The following is a 17145-nucleotide window of genomic DNA, read 5'->3' as shown; positions in this document are numbered from 1 at the left end:
GCATGACCGATCACGCCTTGCTTCTGGTCAACCTGGGCTCCCCGGCCTCCACTTCGGTGGCCGATGTGCGCAGTTACCTCAATCAGTTTTTGATGGATCCGTACGTGATCGACCTGCCATGGCCGCTGCGGCGGTTGCTGGTGTCGCTGATCCTGATCAAACGCCCGGAGCAGTCAGCCCATGCCTACGCGTCGATCTGGTGGGAGGAGGGCTCGCCGCTGGTAGTGCTCAGCCAACGCCTGCAACAGCAGATGAAGGAGCAGTGGACGCAAGGGCCGGTCGAACTGGCGATGCGCTACGGCGAGCCGTCGATTGCAACCTGCTTGCTGAAGCTGGTTGCTGCTGGGCACAGGCGCATCACGCTGGCGCCGCTGTATCCGCAGTTCGCGGACAGCACCACAACCACCGTGATCGAAGAAGCCAAACGGGTGATTCGTGAGAAGAAGTTGAATGTGCAATTGTCGGTGCTGCAACCGTTCTACGATCAGCCGGAATACCTCGACGCGCTGGTTGAAAGTGCCAAGCCGCATCTGCTGCAGCATTACGATCACTTGCTGCTGAGCTTTCATGGCTTGCCGGAGCGGCACCTGACCAAGCTCGACCCGACGGGCAGTCATTGTTTCAAGAACGAAGACTGCTGCAAGAACGCTTCGCCGGCGGTATTGGCCACCTGTTATCGCGCGCAATGCCTGCGCACCGCCGCGCTGTTCGCCGAGCGCATGGGATTGGCGGACGGCAAGTGGTCGGTGTCGTTTCAGTCGCGGTTGGGCAAGGCAAAGTGGATCGAGCCGTACACCGAAGCGCGGCTGGATGAATTGGGTAAAAGCGGCGTGAAGAAGTTGCTGGTGATGTGCCCGGCGTTTGTCGCCGACTGCATCGAAACGCTGGAAGAGATTGGCGATCGCGGCAAGGAACAGTTCCGCGAAGCAGGGGGCGAGGAGTTGGTGCTGGTGCCGTGCCTGAACGACGACCCGCAATGGGCGAAGGCGTTGGCGACCCTCTGCGAACGAGCACCGCTGGCCCTTTAAAAGCCAAAAGCTTCGCGAGCAAGCCCGCTCCCACATGATCGTTCCCACGCTCCGCGTGGGAATGCAGCCCGTGACGCTCCGCGTCACTGGACGCGGAGCGTCCCTAGAGACATTCCCACGCAGAGCGTGGGAACGATCAGATCTAAAAGTTTAGATCAGCGGCTCATCCGCCTTCTTGTTCTTCCAGCCGTCATTGCCCGGCAGGATCAGGTTCAGCGCAATCGCCACCACCGCGCACAGCGCGATGCCTTTGAGGCCGAAGTCGTCCGGGCCAGTGCCAGTACCGACCAGCACACCGCCAATCCCGAACACCAACGTCACCGAGACAATCACCAGATTGCGTGCTTCGCCCAAATCGATCTTGTGACGGATCAGGGTGTTCATGCCCACCGCCGCGATCGAACCGAACAGCAGGCACAGAATCCCGCCCATCACCGGCACCGGAATGCTTTGCAGCAGCGCGCCGAACTTGCCGATGAACGCCAGGGTGATGGCGAAAACCGCCGCCCAGGTCATGATTTTCGGGTTGTAGTTCTTGGTCAGCATCACCGCGCCAGTCACTTCGGCGTAGGTGGTATTCGGCGGACCGCCAAACAGACCGGCGGCGGTGGTGGCAATGCCGTCACCTAGCAAGGTGCGATGCAGGCCCGGCTTCTTCAGATAGTCGCGACCGGTCACGCTACCCACAGCAATCACGCCGCCGATGTGTTCGATGGCCGGGGCCAAGGCCACCGGAACGATGAACAGAATCGCCTGCCAGTTGAACTCCGGCGCGGTGAAGTGCGGAATCGCAAACCATGGCGCGGCGGCAATCTTCGCGGTGTCTACCACGCCGAAATAGAACGACATGGCAAAACCGACCAGCACACCGGAAATGATCGGCACCAGGCGGAAGATGCCTTTACCGAACACCGCCACGATCAACGTGGTCAGCAGCGCAGGCATCGAGATCAGCATCGCGGTCTGGTAGTGAATCAGTTCGGAACCGTCGCCAGCCTTGCCCATCGCCATGTTCGCGGCAATCGGCGCCATGGCCAGGCCGATGGAGATGATCACCGGGCCAATCACTACCGGCGGCAGCAAACGGTCAATGAAGCCGGTGCCTTTGATCTTCACGGCCAGGCCCAGGAAGGTGTAGACGAAACCGGCCGCCATCACGCCGCCCATGGTCGCGGCGAGGCCGAACTGGCCCTTGGCGAGAATGATCGGAGTGATGAAAGCGAAGCTCGACGCCAGAAACACCGGCACCTGACGCCCGGTGACGATCTGGAACAGGATCGTCCCCAGACCCGCGGTAAACAGTGCCACGTTCGGGTCGAGGCCCGTGATCAGCGGCATCAGCACCAAAGCGCCGAAAGCCACGAACAGCATCTGGGCGCCGGACAGCACCGTGCGCCAGAGCGGATCGTTGAACTCTTGCTGCATGGTTACGCGTCCTTCTGCTTGGTGCCGAAGATCTTGTCACCGGCGTCGCCAAGCCCAGGGATGATGTAACCGTGTTCGTTCAAACGCTCATCGATGGACGCGGTGTAGATGGTCACGTCCGGGTGAGCCTTCTCGACGGCAGCAATGCCTTCCGGCGCGGCAACCAGCACCATCGCGCGGATGTCTTTGCAGCCAGCCTTTTTCAGCAGGTCGATGGTCGCAACCATCGAGCTGCCAGTGGCGAGCATCGGGTCGATGATCATCGCCAACCGTTCGTCGATTTCCGGAACCAGTTTTTCCAGATAGGTGTGCGCTTGCAGGGTTTCTTCGTTGCGGGCTACACCCACGGCGGAAACCTTGGCACCCGGGATCAGGCTCAACACGCCTTCAAGCATGCCGATGCCGGCGCGCAGGATCGGCACGACGGTGATCTTCTTGCCGGCGATCTTCTCGACCGACACGGTGCCGCACCAGCCTGCAATATCGTAGGACTCCAGCGGCAAATCTTTTGTAGCTTCATAGGTCAACAGGGCGCCGACTTCCTGAGCAAGCTCACGGAAGTTCTTGGTGCTGATATCGGCGCGGCGCATCAGGCCGAGTTTATGACGGATCAGCGGATGGCGGATCTCGAGGATGGGCATGGAAAAACTCCGGCGGCGGGCAAAAAAACCGGCCTAGATTAATCTATCCGAGGGTGATGTCCTATAGGACATACAGTACGTTAGTCCACAAATGCTTGATTCGACCTCGCGGGATGCGTACCTTTGCCCGCTTTTCCGAAATCGAACCCCCTGGAGAGCGCCATGTCCGCTGATCTCGAGCATATCCGTCAAGTCATGCGAGAGGCTGACTGCCTGTACACCGAAGCTGAAGTCGAGGCGGCCATCGCCCGTGTCGGTGCACAAATCAACGAACAACTGGCTGACAGCAACCCTGTGGTGTTCTGCGTGATGAACGGCGGCCTGATCTTTTCCGGCAAACTGCTGACGCATCTGCAATTCCCGCTTGAAGCCTCCTACCTGCACGCAACCCGTTATCGCAACGAGACCAGCGGCGGCGACCTGTTCTGGAAAGCCAAGCCGGAAGTCTCGTTCATCGACCGCGACGTGCTGATCATCGACGACATCCTCGACGAAGGTCACACCCTCGGCGCGATCATCGACTTCTGCAAACACGCCGGCGCGCGCAAAGTGCACACCGCTGTGCTGATCGACAAGGATCACGACCGCAAGGCGCGTCCTGACCTGAAAGCCGATTTCGTCGGCCTGCCGTGCATCGACCGTTATATCTTCGGTTACGGCATGGACTACAAAGGCTACTGGCGCAACGCCAACGGGATTTTTGCCGTTAAAGGGATGTAATCAATGAGTACGCCGGGCTTTCTTGATCAAACGCTGTTCGCTGAATTAGCCGAGAAAGCCGCGGCCAATCCTCGCGGCCGCCAGCACCATAACTTCCATCAGATGGAAGATGCCTGTCACCGCATGGCCGTGGGGCTGCAACCCGACACCTATGTTCAGCCGCACCGCCATTTGGGTGAGAACAAAGCTGAAACCCTGATTGTGCTCAAGGGGCGTCTGGGTCTGCTGATCTTTGACGAGAGCGGCAACGTGGTGAAAAAGCAGGTGTTGCAGCCTGGCGGTGAGTGCCTCGGTGTGGATCTGCCCACAGGTGTGTGGCACGGACTGGTGGTGCTGGAAGCTGACAGCCTGATGTTCGAATGCAAGGCTGGGCCTTACCGTCCGGTGGGGGCCGGTGAGCTCGCAGATTGGGCACCACGCGAAGGCGAGCCCGGAGTTGCCGAGTATCACGCATGGATGCGCGCGCAGTTCGACTGACCGAGCGTTGACTGAAAGGCATCGACGGTGTGCAAGCGCGGTCGGTGCCTTTTTTGCTTTGTGAGCCTGCGCAACGCCCATGCTAGAGTGCTCGGCCCCGCCCTCCGGAGCCTGTCATGAGCCTCTTGATCCGCAGCCTCGCCGCGCTTTTTCTGATCTTCAGCCTGCCTCTGTCCGCCGCGCCGATGCACAGTCAATTCCTGCCGCCGGACGATCTGACCGTGCGCGATGCCGAGCCCGAGCAACAGCAACTCATGCAGGTCACCGATTATTCCGTGGTGGTGGGCGCGCAACGTCAATCCAATCAACAACCGATTCCGGTCACGTCACCGCTGCTGATCCGCCTCAAGGGCAAATCCCTGAACAAGGGGGCGACGATCACGCAGGTGCTGGTGAATTTTGACGGCGAAAGCAAAAGCCTGAAAAAGCCGATTTACGACGACAAAAGCAAAACCCTGACGTTGTTTTATCCGCTGGCCCAGTACCGCGTGATCATTGATCTGCTGCGCAATGACACCGTGTATGTGCAGTTCCTCAGTTACGCCAACGGCCATATCTGGGCCGATTTGCACACCGGCAGTACGCGTTCGCGTTGAGCCCGGCGGCAGGGCAGGGGTAAACTGCCCGCCCCGTGTAATGTCTGCGAGCTGGAGTCGGCAATGCGTAAAGATAAGAAACAAGTGATTGGTGACGAGATCGGCGATGAGCAGATCAAGCTGTTCCTCGATTTTGAACCGGTCGACGCCACTTCGCCGTCGCTGCACAAACTGATCAAGGCCTACCGTGGCTTGCGTATCGACGACTTCGAACGCTTCCTGGGTTTCTTCGTTGAGGCCGGTTATGACGTTGATGGCAAGGACGAGCAGGGCAAGACCTTTGTTGAGCTGATCGCCGATCAGCGTAATGCCCCGGACTACATCGAACTGATCGAAAAGTCCCGCGGTTAAGGTCAAAAGATCGCAGCCTGCGGCAGCTCCTACATGGGATTTATGGTGACTGTGTAGGAGCTGCCGAAGGCTCGGGCCGCGATCGGACGATCTTTTGCTTTTCAAGGCCATAAAAAAACGCCCCGATCGGGGCGTTTTTTATGCCGCAAGATCAAGCGTAGCTTGGTGTCTCGCTGCTTTCTTCAACCAGTTCCAGCGCGATGTTGTTCTGCGTGTTGATCTTGCGATACAGCGCAGCATCGGTTTCCAGCACCTTTTCACGGGCCGGGAAGATCTCGGCCAGTTTCGCCGCCCACTCACCCTTGGCCTGATTCGGGAAGCACTTCTCGATCAGTTCCAGCATGATCGAAACGGTCACCGAAGCGCCTGGCGAAGCACCGAGCAGCGCGGCCAGCGAACCGTCCTTGGCCGACACCAGTTCGGTACCGAATTGCAGGATGCCGCCCTTTTTCGGGTCTTTCTTGATGATCTGCACCCGTTGGCCAGCCACTTCCAGACGCCAGTCTTCGGCTTTCGCTTCCGGGTAGAAACGGCGCAGGGAATCCAGACGCTGTTCCATCGATTGCATCACTTCGCTGACCAGGTACTTGGTCAGATCCATGTTGTTTTTCGCCACGGCCAGCATCGGCCCGATGTTGCCGGCGCGAACCGACAGCGGCAGGTCCATGAAGGAGCCGTGCTTGAGGAACTTGGTGGTGAAACCGGCGTATGGCCCGAACAGCAGGGATTTCTTGCCGTCGACCACGCGGGTGTCCAGGTGCGGCACCGACATCGGTGGCGAACCCACAGCGGCCTGGCTGTAAACCTTGGCCTGGTGCTGTTTGACCACTTCCGGGTTGTCGCAACGCAGCCACTGGCCGCTGATCGGGAAGCCGCCGAAGCCTTTGCTTTCTTCGATGCCCGAAGCCTGCAACAACGGCAACGCCGCGCCACCTGCACCGAGGAAGACGAATTTGGCATCGACTTCACGGGTGTTGCCGTTGTTGACGTCTTTGATGCTGACGGTCCAGCCGCTGCCGTTACGCTTGAGACCAGTCACGCGCTTGCAGTATTTGACCTGAGTGTCGGGAGCGCTGGTCAGGTGCTTGAGCAACTGATTGGTCAGCGCGCCGAAGTTGACGTCGGTGCCGTTCATCACGCGGGTGGCAGCGAGGACTTCGTCCGGCGAGCGGCCCGGCATCATCAGCGGCATCCACTCGGCCATTTTGGCCTTGTCTTCGGTGTATTCCATGTCGGCGAAGGCGTGGTGCTTGTGCAGCACGTCAAAGCGTTCTTTGAGGAACGACACGCCGGAATCACCCTGCACGAAGCTCAGGTGCGGTACCGGGCTGATGAACGATTTGCACGAGCCGAAGGTGCCTTTCTTGGTCAGGTACGACCAGAACTGCTTCGACACCTCGAACTGGGTGTTGATGTGCACGGCTTTCTTGATGTCGACGGTGCCATCGGCGGCCTGCGGCGTGTAATTCAGCTCGCAAAGACCAGCGTGACCGGTACCGGCGTTGTTCCACGGGTTGGAACTCTCCGCAGCACCGGAATCCATCAGCTCGACGACTTCCAGCTTGATCGCGGGGTCGAGCTCTTTGAGCAGTACGGCGAGGGTGGCACTCATGATGCCGGCCCCAACCAGTACTACGTCGACTGCTTCGTTATGCGCCATTTAACGCGTCTCCAAAATCTGCAGCACCAAATTGTCGGCATGGCTGCCAGGCGTTCCGGGACAGATCAATTGTGTCCAGGCTATCCGTGGTCAGGTTCGCCATGTCCGAATCTTCGCAATTTTTCGCAACTTCGACGGATGCATGCGGCCTGGCTTTCAAGAGCTCCATGAACTCATTTCAGCACGCAGCTGGCAATTCGACTTATGGTCGAGACATCCGTTTTTGTGCAACCAAATCCGTAGCGGACAGGCTTCAGGCTCCGATATTCGAGGTATACCCGGTCCTGTGTCGTTGGGCTGTTCCAGACGCTAATGGTGCATGTTCAGACGCAAAACTATTCATTTGCTCGCCACACTCTTGTGAAGTTGTGAAAACCCGTTTTTTTCACGCTCTTTTGAAGACGTGAACCTCAAAAAAGGGCTGTCTTGGCTTGGCACCTTGCCCGAGGGCAAAAACAACGCGGCGGCCGAGCGTCATGACAGCTCTGCAGATTCGCGAAAAGCGGGGTTTTTGCCGGAAGAACAGGCAAGCGCGCCAACTTCACTCGATCTGTGTGGGCGGCTCTCTGTGGGCGATTTTGATGTCGATGCGATGCGCATTGACGCTGTTGCGGGGCCCGATCAGGAGACGTCCTTATAATCGGGGGGAGATTGTATCGAAGAAATGCGGGGAGTTGGTCGTGTTTAATGACTTTTATTAGGCATCCGGTCAGATGCTCAACATCGCCTGAGCGCGTGCACGAGGCTGCGGCGCTATGACGCGGGCGCTGGCGGGCAATGGGTGGTGCAACCAGTTGAGACGAATTTCTTCGATTTCCACCCAACCGTCACCCATCGGTTGCAGGCTGCACTGCTTGAATGCCTGACAATGGCCGTTGCGGTCGAGCAGGGCAAAGCTGCGGTGCAACGGGCGTGGCGCAAACAACGAGATCAAATAACGCATGGCCGATTACCTTGCTGGAGGACTTGTTTGAAGGTTGCCAGCAGGGCGTGACGTCAACATGTACGGCAGATGACAGCGGCGTGACAGGAACCGGCCTGCCACGGCTGTGTCAGACATTTCAGTATTCAACGTGTGACGCTGGTGACCCGCAGTGGCCCACCGCTATACTGCCGGCCTGTTTGTGCCTGATTCTGGAGAGAAGAGCATGTTGCAACGCCTGTTGTTCGGTTTGATCACTGTGGCCGGTTTGACCCTGGCCGGCTGCGCCCACAGCCCGCAACAACTGAATCCGGAGCCGAAGCTGACCACGCAGTTGCCTGCGGTCGGCCGTGGTCAACCCGTTGTCGTGCGTGTGGTTGACGGTCGTCCGTCGCCAACCCTCGGCACCCGTGGCGGCCTGTACCCGGAAACCAGCGCCATCACCGTGCAGCGCGAGCAGATCCTGCCGAAGCTGCAGGCTCAGGCTGAAGCCGCCGTGCGTCTGTTGGGCTTCACCCCGACCAACAACGCGCCGAATGCGCCTCAGCTGACCGTCACCCTGGCCGAGCTGAAATACCAGTCGCCGAAAGAAGGCATGTACGTGACGGAAGCGACCATCGGCGCGACCTTCCGCTCCGACGTGCAGAACGCCAACCGCCGTTACAGCGGCCGTTACGGCGCGTCGCTGGATCAGCGTTTCGGCATGGCGCCGAACCAGGAAACCAACACCAAACTGGTCAGCGACGTGTTGAGCGATGCGCTGACGCGTCTGTTCAAGGATCCGACCGTGGGTCAGGTGCTCGCTGAGTAAGCTTTCAGCGGATGTGAAAAAGCCCGGGGCCAGTGATGACCCCGGGCTTTTTCATTCAGATCGATTCCCTGTAGGAGCTGCCGAAGGCTGCGATCTTTTGATGTTGGTTTTAAGATCAAAAGATCGCAGCCTTCGGCAGCTCTACACGGGGAGTTTTATTCAGGCAGCCTGCGAGTAGAAGTCGAGCACGCTCACCCCCGTCAACAAATCCGTCTCCGGCAAATCCGCATGCTGATGCCCGCCCAGCGCGCAATACACCAGCCAATGGCGATCCTGAACATTGAAGGCAAGGCTGCCAACGAGGCTTTGCTGTTCGTCGGTCGGGGTGATGAGGTAGAGGCGATCCTGGTTTTCGGCGTGCAACATGACGCGTTCCCTGTCGGTTTCGAGGCGCGCATCTTGGGTTATCCAGATGACGATGCCGTGACACAGGACAGCCATCGGTCGATTGTTACGTTATTTGTCGTAAAGGCTGGGGCAGGGGGCCAAGGTTTGGTTAGAATCCGCGCCGCGGTCGTCGGTCTGGCGCCTGCCACACCGGTTTAGATAGAGGTCTGTGATGTCGCTGCACTTGATGACGCTGTTTACCGCCCATCCCGCCAAATTGATCAACCTGCTGGCGCTGCTGTTGGCGTTCCCCGGCAGTTGGCTACTGCACGCAACGCGCCGCCGCGAACAGCGCGCGATGGCCAGCATCGCCGCCCAGCGCAACGCGCAGCCGAATGCCGAGCCCATTCTTGATTGGGCGACCTTGCGCATGAACCGGTTTTTCTATCGATTTGGTTTTGCTTGCCTGGGGCTGGCACTGATCGTCTCGTGGATCAGCACGCGTTACTAAAAGCAAAAGATCGCAGCCTTCGGCAACTCCTACATGAATCCACTGTAGGAGCTGCCGAAGGCTGCGATCTTTTGATCTTGCTCTGAAAATTTAAAGCGGCAACCCGGCCTTAACGCGGTATTGGTTACGCACCGGCGTCGCATATTGCAGCACCAGATACGGACGATGCTCTGCAGGGCAAGCATCCAGTCGGCTCTGCCATTCTTCCTGCGCCTTGGCCAGTTCATCCGCCGCAAACACCTCGGCAGCCTTCGGCACATTCAACTGCGGATCCGCATCAGCCCACTGCGCGTACGCCAAGTAATGCACCGGGAATAACCGGTAGCCGCCGAGAATCTGCTTGTCCATCTCGACCGCCAATTGCTTGGTGTCTTCGAACAGCTCGGTGATCGGCGCAGCAAAGTTCACGTGCACGCGGCCCTTGTAGCCGGTGATGCCCTTGGCAATGCTCACGTCATCCTCGCCCGGCGCTTTCGCGTAGGTGCCGGTGGTGGCGCGGATGTACAGCTCGCGGGCCTTGGCCTGGTCGCACGGGTCGTATTCGTAACTGATCGACACCGGGGTGACGTTCAGTGAGCGAATGACTTCGCCGAACGGCTCGTCCTTGCGGCTCATGTGGAACATCTTGAGGATCGCCGACTCGGTGCGATCATCGCCATCCTTCGCCCGACCTTCAGCCTGCGCGATCCAGATCGACGCGCAATCGTTGCGGATCGAGTGGTTGATGTACGCCGACAACAGCTGATACGCAGCCATTTTCTCGCGACGACCGGTGATCGAACGGTGAACGATAAAGCTCTTGTTCAAGCGCATCAGATCGCTGACAAACGGCTTTTGCAGCAGGTTGTCACCGATGGCGATGCGCGGCGTCGGCAGGCCGGCGTGGTACACGGCGTAGTTGACGAACGCCGGATCCATCACGATGTCACGGTGGTTGGCGATGAACAGATAAGCGCTGCCGGACTTGAATTGCTCGACACCGGTGTAGGTCACGCCGTCGGTGGCGCGCTCGATGGTGTGGTCGACGTAGGACTCGACCTTGTCCTGCAACGTCGCCACCGAGGTCACGTCGGCGAACTCACGACGCAGCCGATGGGCTATAAGTGGTTTGAGCATCCAGCCGAAAGCACCGGCAAAACGCGGGAAGCGGAAGTGGGTGAGGATATCTAGAAACGCCTTGTCGCCGAGCAGTCTTGCCAGTACCACAGGTACTTCGCTGTCGTCGTAAGGTCGGATGGCATCGAATTCGCCCATCATGCTCTCTTGTTAGAAACGGCTAGGGTAAGTAAAGGTTTTGATCGAAAACCAACGGGGCACGGTCTGAAAAGTCAGCCAGACAAAAATAGCCCTGCAAATAGACCGGCGATTATACGCACAAGTCACTTGGGAGACCGCGATGCTGGAGAGCGCACTGTACGAATGTCCGTATTGTGGTGAGCAAGTTGAAACGACGGTGGATCTGTCCGGCGGTGATCAGACCTACATTGAGGACTGTCAGGTGTGTTGCCGGCCGATCACGTTCGTCTTGCAGGTACACGGAGAGGATTGGTTTCTGGAAGTCTTCAGCGAAAACGAGTGAGGCGCGCCCATGCAGCGAATCTACGAGCCGGAAAACCTGATGGAAGGCGAAATGCTCAAGGGCATGCTCGCCAGCGAAGGCATTGAGGCGCACCTGGTTGGCCGCGATTTGCTCGGCGGCACCGGTGAGCTGCCGATCTTCGGCTTGCTCGGGCTGTCGGTCGACAACGACCAGGCCGAATACGCCCGCGAGCTGATCACCGCGTACAATGCCGCGCTGCCGCTGCCCGGCGACGAACCGGAGAGCTTCCCCGGGACGCTGGTCTGTTAGGCTGACGATCGTTTTATTTAGAGTCTTGTTGCCCCATGTGTGGACGTTATGCCCTGTTTCGCTGGAACCGCGATTTTGCGGCCCTGCCAGGTTTTCCCGCCGATCAACAGGCGCAGTGGAACATTTCCCCCAACGATTCGGTGTTGATGCTGCGTGCCGGTGACGCCGGCGAACGCACGCTGGCCCGCGCCCGCTGGGGGCTGACGCCGCCGTGGCTGACCGATCTGTCGAAAACACCGGCGCATGCCCGCGCGGAAACCGTGGCCGAACAGCCGATGTTCCGTGAGGCGCTGCGTCAGCGTCGCTGCCTGCTGCCGGCGAATGGTTTTTACGAATGGCGTGGCACCCAGCGCAAGCGTCCGTACTGGCTGACGCCGGGGGAGGGCGCCTCGCTGTTTTTCGCGGCAATCTGGGAAGCGTATCCGGTGCAGGAACAGGTCTGGTTGAGTACGGCGGTGATTACGCAGTCGGCGTCGAGTCAGCGCCGGCCGTTGATTCTGGATGAGGCGGGGCAGGCGGCGTGGCTGGATCCCGAGACGCCGTTGCATGTGTTGCAGGCGTTGCTGGCCAGTGAGCCGGCGGTGTTGCGGGAGCGGGTGTTGGCGAATCTGATCAATGATCCGAAGCTCAATGGACCGGAGTGTTTGACGCCGGGTTGAGTTGTCTGGTCTATCAAGAGCCCCTCACCCTAACCCTCTCCCAGAGGGAGAGGGGACTGATCGAGGTGTCTTGCTTCATACATCGACCTGAGAAATCGAGTCGATTATGGATTCAAAGCAGATCGTTCAGGTCGGCGAACTTCTTGAATATCCCCCAATCAGTCCCCTCTCCCTCCGGGAGAGGGTTAGGGTGAGGGGCTTTTGAACTGTGGGACATGTCTGAAAGTCACTGCAACACGTCCGTTGTATCTGGCGTCGATACAATTACCCGCCTAGGATACCCGGCAGGTTTTCAGGGAGCTTTTGAATGAACAAGACATTGGTTGTAAGTGCACTGAGCGCAGCGTTGTTGCTGGCCGGTTGTCAGTCGGTCAACACCACCAGCGGCGGCGCCGTGGGTGTGGAGCGCAAGCAGTACATGTTCAGCATGCTGTCCTCGCAAGAGGTCGACCAGATGTATGCCCAGTCGTATCAGAAGACCGTCGGCGAAGCGTCCACCAAAGGAGTGCTGGACAAGACCAGCAGCGACGCCAAACGCGTTCAGGCGATCGCCGACCGTTTGATCGCTCAGGCGCCGAACTTCCGCCCCGATGCTGCGCAATGGAAATGGGAAGTCAATCTGATCAAGAGTGACGAGCTCAACGCCAACTGTGGCCCCGGCGGCAAGATCATTTTCTACACCGGGCTGATCGACAGCCTGAAACTCACCGACGATGAAATCGCCGCGGTCATGGGCCATGAAATTGCCCACGCCTTGCGCGAGCACGGCCGTGAGGCGATGTCCAAGGCGTACGGGATTGAAATGGCCAAGCAGGGCGCGGGTGCGTTGCTCGGTCTGGGCCAAGACAGCTTGGCGCTGGCCGACACCGTGGCCAACTACGGCATGACGCTGCCGAACAGCCGCGCCAACGAAAACGAGGCCGACCTGATTGGCCTGGAACTGGCCGCCCGCGCCGGTTACAACCCGAATGCCGCGATCACCCTGTGGGACAAGATGAGCAAGGCCTCGGAAGGTTCACCACCGGAATTCATGAGCACTCACCCGGCATCGGCTAGCCGGATTGCTTCGTTGCAGGCAGCGATTCCAAAGGTCATGCCGCTATACGAACAAGCCCCGAAATCCTAAGAGTCGAAGGACACAACGATTCTTCAGGTTGGGAGGGCTGTTGTGGCGAGGGGATTTATCCCCGATGGGCTGCGAAGCAGCCCCAAAACCTGCAAATGCGTTATGTCTGACACTCTGAGGCAGCAGGTCTGGGGGCGCTTCGCGCCCCATCGGGGATAAATCCCCTCGCCACAGGTGTTGGGTAGTTCAGTAGATCGGGTTAAACCCAACCACTGCTCTGCATCGCTTTGTACACCGCGACAATTGCCAGAATCATGAACGCCGACGCCGCGAGGCGACGGATCAGGGTCAGTGGCAATTTGTCGGCGGCAAAGTTACCGGCCAATACCACCGGCACGTTGGCAATCAACATGCCCGCCGTCGTCCCGATAATCACCAGCCACAAGTCAGGGTATTGCGCGGCGAGCATCACCGTCGCGACCTGAGTCTTGTCACCCATTTCAGCCAGGAAGAACGCAATCAGCGTGGTCAGGAACGGCCCGAACTTGCGTGCCGTGCTGCTTTCATCGTCGTCCATTTTGTCCGGCACCAACGTCCACAGCGCCGTGGCCGTGAAGCTCGCGGCGAGGATCCAGTGCAGCGTCGCATTCGAGAAGAAACTGCCGAACCAGGCGCCTACCGCACCGGCTGCTGCGTGGTTGGCCAGGGTCGCGGCGACAATACCGGCAATGATCGGCCAGGGTTTGCGGAAGCGAGCGGCGAGAATCAGCGCGAGCAGTTGCGTCTTGTCGCCGATTTCGGCCAAGGCAACGATTGCGGTGGGAACGAGTAACGAGTCCAGCATCAGGATTTTCCTAAGGGGCGGGTCGACACGGCTATGACACGTACAGCCTTCCCGCCCCGGGTAAGGTGTGCGTGTCATAGGTCTTGTCAAACCCTGCGATCCGTCTGATGCGGACGCTTGGGTCGCATACGCCATGATCTGAGGATCAAGTATGTTGACGTATGCCGGACGAGCATGGCGCTCGTGGGAGACTACTCCCCTAGGACGGAGCGGATTCTGCCTAGGCAAATCCGATTGAGCAAGCCTCTTTTTTGAAAGAAGTTCTAGCCGCGCTTGGCCCGGTAAATCCGGAAGCCATTGCCTTCGGCCTTGATCGCGCACACGCCCAGATGCTCTTCGATCAGCGGCTGATACTTGAGGAAGCTGTTCGCAACCAAGCGCAGTTCGCCACCGTTTTTCAGATGTTTGGCCGCTTTTCGCAGCAAGTTTTCGGTAGCGAAATAATCGGTGTGCACGCCGACATGGAACGGCGGATTGCTCAAAATTGCGCTCAAACCCATCGGCGCCGCATCGATGCCATCGCCTGTCAGCACCTCGGCCTCAAGACCGTTAGCGGCCAATGTCAGACGACTGCTGGCAGCGGCAAACGCGTCGACATCAAGCAGCGTCACCTGATTGTGCGGATAGCGACGCTTCACCGCCGCGCCCAACACACCCGCGCCACAACCGAAGTCGAGCAGATGGCCACTCGGCAATTTGTCCAGATGTTCCAGCAGCAGGGCGCTGCCGCGATCAAGACGACCGTGGCTGAACACGCCCGGCAGGCTGATCACTTTCAGCGGGCCTTCGGCCAGCGGCAATTCATAAGTCTGCGCGAGGCTTTCCAGCGATTTCGTTTCTGGCGCGTTGGCCACGGTGACTTGCCAGAGCTGGCAGTGACGCGCGCTGTCGAGTTTGCGCGGCTTGCCGAACGGATTGAGTTGTTTCGAAGCACCTTCGATGCCGCTGCGTTTTTCCCCGACCAGAAATACTTCTCGACCGGCCAGACGCGAGGCCACGGCGTTGAGGATGTAATCGGTCAGATCCTTGGACTTGGGCAAGAACACCACAGCGCTATCAAACTCACGCTCCGGAACATTCACGCCGAAATGGCTGCGACCTTCGAAGCGAGCGTTCAGCGCCGCTTGATCGCCGGCATGCCAGCACCAGCCGAAGGCGTTGGGCAAGCGCCCGAGCAGATCATCGGCGGGCAAACCGGCCAACAACAACGAACCTTGAAACAACTCGGGCTGACGAAGCAGTACTTCACTGCGCGGATCCATAACTGCTCCTCAAAAAAAAGTGCCGCAGTTTATCAACTGACGACCCGCAGCGCCTTACCGCTGAAGAACGCCTGAGCATTTTCGGTCAATTGACCGACGATGCGCTGGCGCGCTTCAACACTGCCCCAAGCGTTATGCGGCGTGACGATCAGACGTGGAATGTCGGCGGCCAGCAGCGGATTGCCTTGAGTCGGCGGCTCGACGCTCAACACATCCGTCGCCGCGCCGCCAAGGTGGCCATTACGCAGCGCATCGGCCAACGCCTGTTCATCGATCAAACCGCCACGCGCGGTGTTGACCACGAAGGCGCCGGGTTTCATCGACGCCAGTTCGCGGGCACCGATGAAGTGGCGGGTGTGCTCGTTGAGCGGGCAGTGCAGGGTGAGGGCGTCGATTTGCGGCAGCAGTTCCTCCAGCGGCAGACGATCCGGGCGGGCAGGGCGCCCGGGGATCTGTCCGAGCAAAACGCGCATGCCGAAGGCTTCGGCCAGTCGCGCCACCGCGCCACCGAGTTCGCCGTGACCGAGCAAACCCAGGGTTTTGCCTTCCAGTTCAACAATCGGATAGTCGAGCAGGCAGAACTGTTTCGCCTGCTGCCAGCGACCTTCGCCGACGGCTTTCTGATAATCGGCCAGACGCGTGGCGAGGTTGAGCAGCAGCATGATTGTGTGTTGCGCCACCGACGGCGTGCCGTAACCCTGACAGTTGCACACGGTGATGCCGTGAGCGCGGGCGGCGGCGAGGTCGACGTTGTTGGTGCCGGTGGCGGTGATCAGGATCAGTTTCAGATCGGGGTTGGCGGCCATCGCGGCGGCGTCGATCAAAATCTTGTTGGAAATGGCCACGGTGGCGCCTTGCAGGCGTTCGCTGACTTGCTCGGGCAGGGTCTGGGCGAAGAGTTGCAGATCGCCGAAACATTCGCGCAACGGACTGAGGTCGAGGTCGCCGAGATCGAGCGACGGGTGATCAAGGAATACGGCGCGGCGCGTGTTCGTCATCAACTGTACCTTTTAGGCTTTGAGCATTGGGCGTAATCTGCCGAGCCTACCAGATGAAACAATTGGTTACTCAGACCCCGCCGCGGATACATATGTCTGTGGCGAGGGGATTTATCCCCGTTGGGTTGCGAAGCAGCCCTAAAACCATTCACCTCGGTGTATCTGCTCAATCGCGTTCGCCGGGTTTACGACTGCTGCGCAGCCGAACGGGGATAAATCCCCTCGCCACAAGTACTGCGTTTCCTACAGATCTTTATTGACCAAGCTGCCCCAGAGGAGCCCCCCATGTACTGGACCGAGTTCTTGACCGTTGCACTGATCCACCTGCTGGCCGTCGCCAGCCCCGGCCCGGACTTTGCCGTGGTGGTGCGCGAAAGCGTGACCCACGGGCGTCGCGCCGGTACCTGGACGGCACTCGGTGTCGGTACGGCGATTTTCCTCCACGTCGGTTATTCGTTGCTCGGCATCGGCCTGATCGTGTCGCAATCGATCGTGCTGTTCAACGCGTTGAAATGGGCGGCGGCGGCTTATCTGCTGTACATCGGCTTCAAGGCCTTGCGCGCGCAACCAGCGAAAACCGTCACCGACGATCTGCACAAAGAAGCCGGCGTACGCACGGCTCGCGGCGCGTTCACTTCGGGCTTCGTGACCAATGGCCTCAACCCGAAAGCCACGCTGTTCTTCCTGTCGCTGTTCACCGTGGTGATCAACCCGCACACGCCGCTGTCGGTGCAGGCCGGTTACGGGATTTATCTGGCGGTCGCGACGGCCGTGTGGTTTTGCCTGGTGGCGATGCTGTTCAGCCAACAACGTGTACGCGCCGGTTTTGCCCGCATGGGCCACTGGTTTGACCGCACCATGGGCGCGGTGCTGATTGCTCTCGGCGTGAAAATCGCGTTTACCGAGATGCATTGATTGCAGAAACACCATTCAAAACTGTGGGAGCGAGGTTGCTCGCGAAGGCGTCGGATCAGTCGATATCACAGATGACTGGAAGA

22 protein-coding genes and 1 riboswitch are annotated in these 17145 nt (G+C 59.3%); of the genes, 13 read left to right on the top strand and 9 right to left on the bottom strand.

The window, feature by feature from the left end:
* Nucleotides 1-2: 2 nt before the first annotated feature.
* A complete protein-coding gene (gene hemH, locus AD669_RS22370) occupies nt 3-1028 on the top strand; it encodes a ferrochelatase (protein ID WP_053123725.1) in 1026 nt (341 codons plus the stop codon).
* A 150-nt stretch (nt 1029-1178) separates the two neighbouring features.
* Here the strand turns inward: hemH and AD669_RS22365 are convergent, their stop codons facing one another.
* Both AD669_RS22365 and upp read right to left on the bottom strand, forming a co-directional pair.
* A complete protein-coding gene (locus AD669_RS22365; protein ID WP_008086144.1) occupies nt 1179-2453 on the bottom strand; it encodes a uracil-xanthine permease family protein in 1275 nt (424 codons plus the stop codon).
* Between the two features lie 2 nt (nt 2454-2455).
* Nucleotides 2456-3094 carry a uracil phosphoribosyltransferase gene (gene upp, locus AD669_RS22360; protein ID WP_007912842.1) on the bottom strand — a complete coding sequence of 213 codons (639 nt, stop codon included), beginning with the start codon at nt 3092-3094 and terminating at the stop codon, nt 2456-2458.
* 162 nt (nt 3095-3256) lie between these two features.
* On the opposite strand from upp, the gene AD669_RS22355 reads away from it, so the two are divergent.
* The 4 genes from AD669_RS22355 (at nt 3257) to AD669_RS22340 (ending at nt 5238) form a co-directional block, all read left to right on the top strand.
* A complete protein-coding gene (locus tag AD669_RS22355; RefSeq protein WP_053123723.1) occupies nt 3257-3814 on the top strand; it encodes a hypoxanthine-guanine phosphoribosyltransferase in 558 nt (185 codons plus the stop codon).
* A 3-nt stretch (nt 3815-3817) separates the two neighbouring features.
* Entirely contained in the window at nt 3818-4291 is a 474-nt protein-coding gene (locus AD669_RS22350; protein ID WP_053123720.1) for a WbuC family cupin fold metalloprotein, read from the top strand.
* 116 nt (nt 4292-4407) lie between these two features.
* Complete coding sequence (locus AD669_RS22345; protein ID WP_053123718.1) at nt 4408-4887, top strand: hypothetical protein; 480 nt, start codon at nt 4408-4410, stop codon at nt 4885-4887.
* 63 nt (nt 4888-4950) lie between these two features.
* A complete protein-coding gene (locus AD669_RS22340) occupies nt 4951-5238 on the top strand; it encodes a PA4642 family protein (RefSeq protein WP_053123715.1) in 288 nt (95 codons plus the stop codon).
* Nucleotides 5239-5389: 151 nt separating this feature from the next.
* Here AD669_RS22340 and mqo read toward each other — a convergent pair whose 3' ends face one another.
* Complete coding sequence (mqo, locus tag AD669_RS22335; protein WP_053123713.1) at nt 5390-6898, bottom strand: malate dehydrogenase (quinone); 1509 nt, start codon at nt 6896-6898, stop codon at nt 5390-5392.
* Nucleotides 6899-7301: 403 nt separating this feature from the next.
* On the opposite strand from mqo, the gene AD669_RS28495 reads away from it, so the two are divergent.
* The gene (locus tag AD669_RS28495) at nt 7302-7538 is read left to right on the top strand and encodes a hypothetical protein (protein ID WP_156316182.1); all 237 of its coding nucleotides are present in this window, start codon (nt 7302-7304) and stop codon (nt 7536-7538) included.
* A gap of 69 nt (nt 7539-7607) precedes the next feature.
* Here AD669_RS28495 and AD669_RS22325 read toward each other — a convergent pair whose 3' ends face one another.
* A complete protein-coding gene (locus AD669_RS22325) occupies nt 7608-7841 on the bottom strand; it encodes a hypothetical protein (protein ID WP_053123709.1) in 234 nt (77 codons plus the stop codon).
* A gap of 205 nt (nt 7842-8046) precedes the next feature.
* Between AD669_RS22325 and AD669_RS22320 the strand changes: the two genes are divergently transcribed.
* A complete protein-coding gene (locus AD669_RS22320) occupies nt 8047-8631 on the top strand; it encodes a YajG family lipoprotein (protein ID WP_008086137.1) in 585 nt (194 codons plus the stop codon).
* A gap of 159 nt (nt 8632-8790) precedes the next feature.
* Here the strand turns inward: AD669_RS22320 and AD669_RS22315 are convergent, their stop codons facing one another.
* Nucleotides 8791-8997 (bottom strand): hypothetical protein, encoded by a 207-nt coding sequence (locus tag AD669_RS22315; protein ID WP_027612213.1) that lies wholly within the window; start codon nt 8995-8997, stop codon nt 8791-8793.
* A 193-nt stretch (nt 8998-9190) separates the two neighbouring features.
* Here AD669_RS22315 and AD669_RS22310 point away from each other — a divergent pair, with 193 nt between their 5' ends.
* Nucleotides 9191-9469: a hypothetical protein gene (locus tag AD669_RS22310; protein WP_053123707.1), complete on the top strand. Its 279-nt coding sequence runs from the start codon at nt 9191-9193 to the stop codon at nt 9467-9469.
* 90 nt (nt 9470-9559) lie between these two features.
* Here the strand turns inward: AD669_RS22310 and AD669_RS22305 are convergent, their stop codons facing one another.
* On the bottom strand, nt 9560-10723 hold the full coding sequence (locus tag AD669_RS22305) for a 1-acyl-sn-glycerol-3-phosphate acyltransferase (protein ID WP_172680153.1): 1164 nt from the start codon (nt 10721-10723) through the stop codon (nt 9560-9562).
* Nucleotides 10724-10865: 142 nt separating this feature from the next.
* Between AD669_RS22305 and AD669_RS22300 the strand changes: the two genes are divergently transcribed.
* The 4 genes from AD669_RS22300 to AD669_RS22285 all read left to right on the top strand — a co-directional run bounded on the left by AD669_RS22300 (nt 10866) and on the right by AD669_RS22285 (nt 13103).
* Nucleotides 10866-11048 carry a CPXCG motif-containing cysteine-rich protein gene (locus AD669_RS22300; RefSeq protein WP_053123703.1) on the top strand — a complete coding sequence of 61 codons (183 nt, stop codon included), beginning with the start codon at nt 10866-10868 and terminating at the stop codon, nt 11046-11048.
* A gap of 9 nt (nt 11049-11057) precedes the next feature.
* Nucleotides 11058-11318 (top strand): putative signal transducing protein, encoded by a 261-nt coding sequence (locus AD669_RS22295; protein WP_025109321.1) that lies wholly within the window; start codon nt 11058-11060, stop codon nt 11316-11318.
* 35 nt (nt 11319-11353) lie between these two features.
* Entirely contained in the window at nt 11354-11977 is a 624-nt protein-coding gene (locus AD669_RS22290) for an SOS response-associated peptidase (RefSeq protein ID WP_053123700.1), read from the top strand.
* 307 nt (nt 11978-12284) lie between these two features.
* Nucleotides 12285-13103 (top strand): M48 family metallopeptidase, encoded by an 819-nt coding sequence (locus AD669_RS22285; protein WP_053123698.1) that lies wholly within the window; start codon nt 12285-12287, stop codon nt 13101-13103.
* A gap of 199 nt (nt 13104-13302) precedes the next feature.
* Here the strand turns inward: AD669_RS22285 and AD669_RS22280 are convergent, their stop codons facing one another.
* The 3 genes from AD669_RS22280 to AD669_RS22270 all read right to left on the bottom strand — a co-directional run bounded on the left by AD669_RS22280 (nt 13303) and on the right by AD669_RS22270 (nt 16147).
* Complete coding sequence (locus AD669_RS22280) at nt 13303-13887, bottom strand: TMEM165/GDT1 family protein (RefSeq protein ID WP_053123696.1); 585 nt, start codon at nt 13885-13887, stop codon at nt 13303-13305.
* Between the two features lie 89 nt (nt 13888-13976).
* A riboswitch (yybP-ykoY riboswitch) is annotated at nt 13977-14099 on the bottom strand.
* Nucleotides 14100-14150: 51 nt separating this feature from the next.
* Nucleotides 14151-15149, bottom strand: a complete 999-nt coding sequence (locus tag AD669_RS22275; RefSeq protein WP_053123694.1) for a class I SAM-dependent methyltransferase — start codon at nt 15147-15149, stop codon at nt 14151-14153.
* A gap of 32 nt (nt 15150-15181) precedes the next feature.
* Complete coding sequence (locus AD669_RS22270; protein ID WP_053123692.1) at nt 15182-16147, bottom strand: 2-hydroxyacid dehydrogenase; 966 nt, start codon at nt 16145-16147, stop codon at nt 15182-15184.
* 285 nt (nt 16148-16432) lie between these two features.
* Here AD669_RS22270 and AD669_RS22265 point away from each other — a divergent pair, with 285 nt between their 5' ends.
* Nucleotides 16433-17062 carry a LysE family translocator gene (locus tag AD669_RS22265; RefSeq protein WP_053123690.1) on the top strand — a complete coding sequence of 210 codons (630 nt, stop codon included), beginning with the start codon at nt 16433-16435 and terminating at the stop codon, nt 17060-17062.
* Nucleotides 17063-17145: the final 83 nt, after the last annotated feature.

It is taken from the genome of Pseudomonas sp. P1.31, assembly GCF_001269815.1.
Taxonomy (GTDB): Bacteria; Pseudomonadota; Gammaproteobacteria; order Pseudomonadales; family Pseudomonadaceae; genus Aquipseudomonas; species Aquipseudomonas rustica.
The sequence above is the reverse complement of the archived record's forward strand: the minus strand, read 5'-3'. Positions and strand labels throughout refer to the sequence as shown.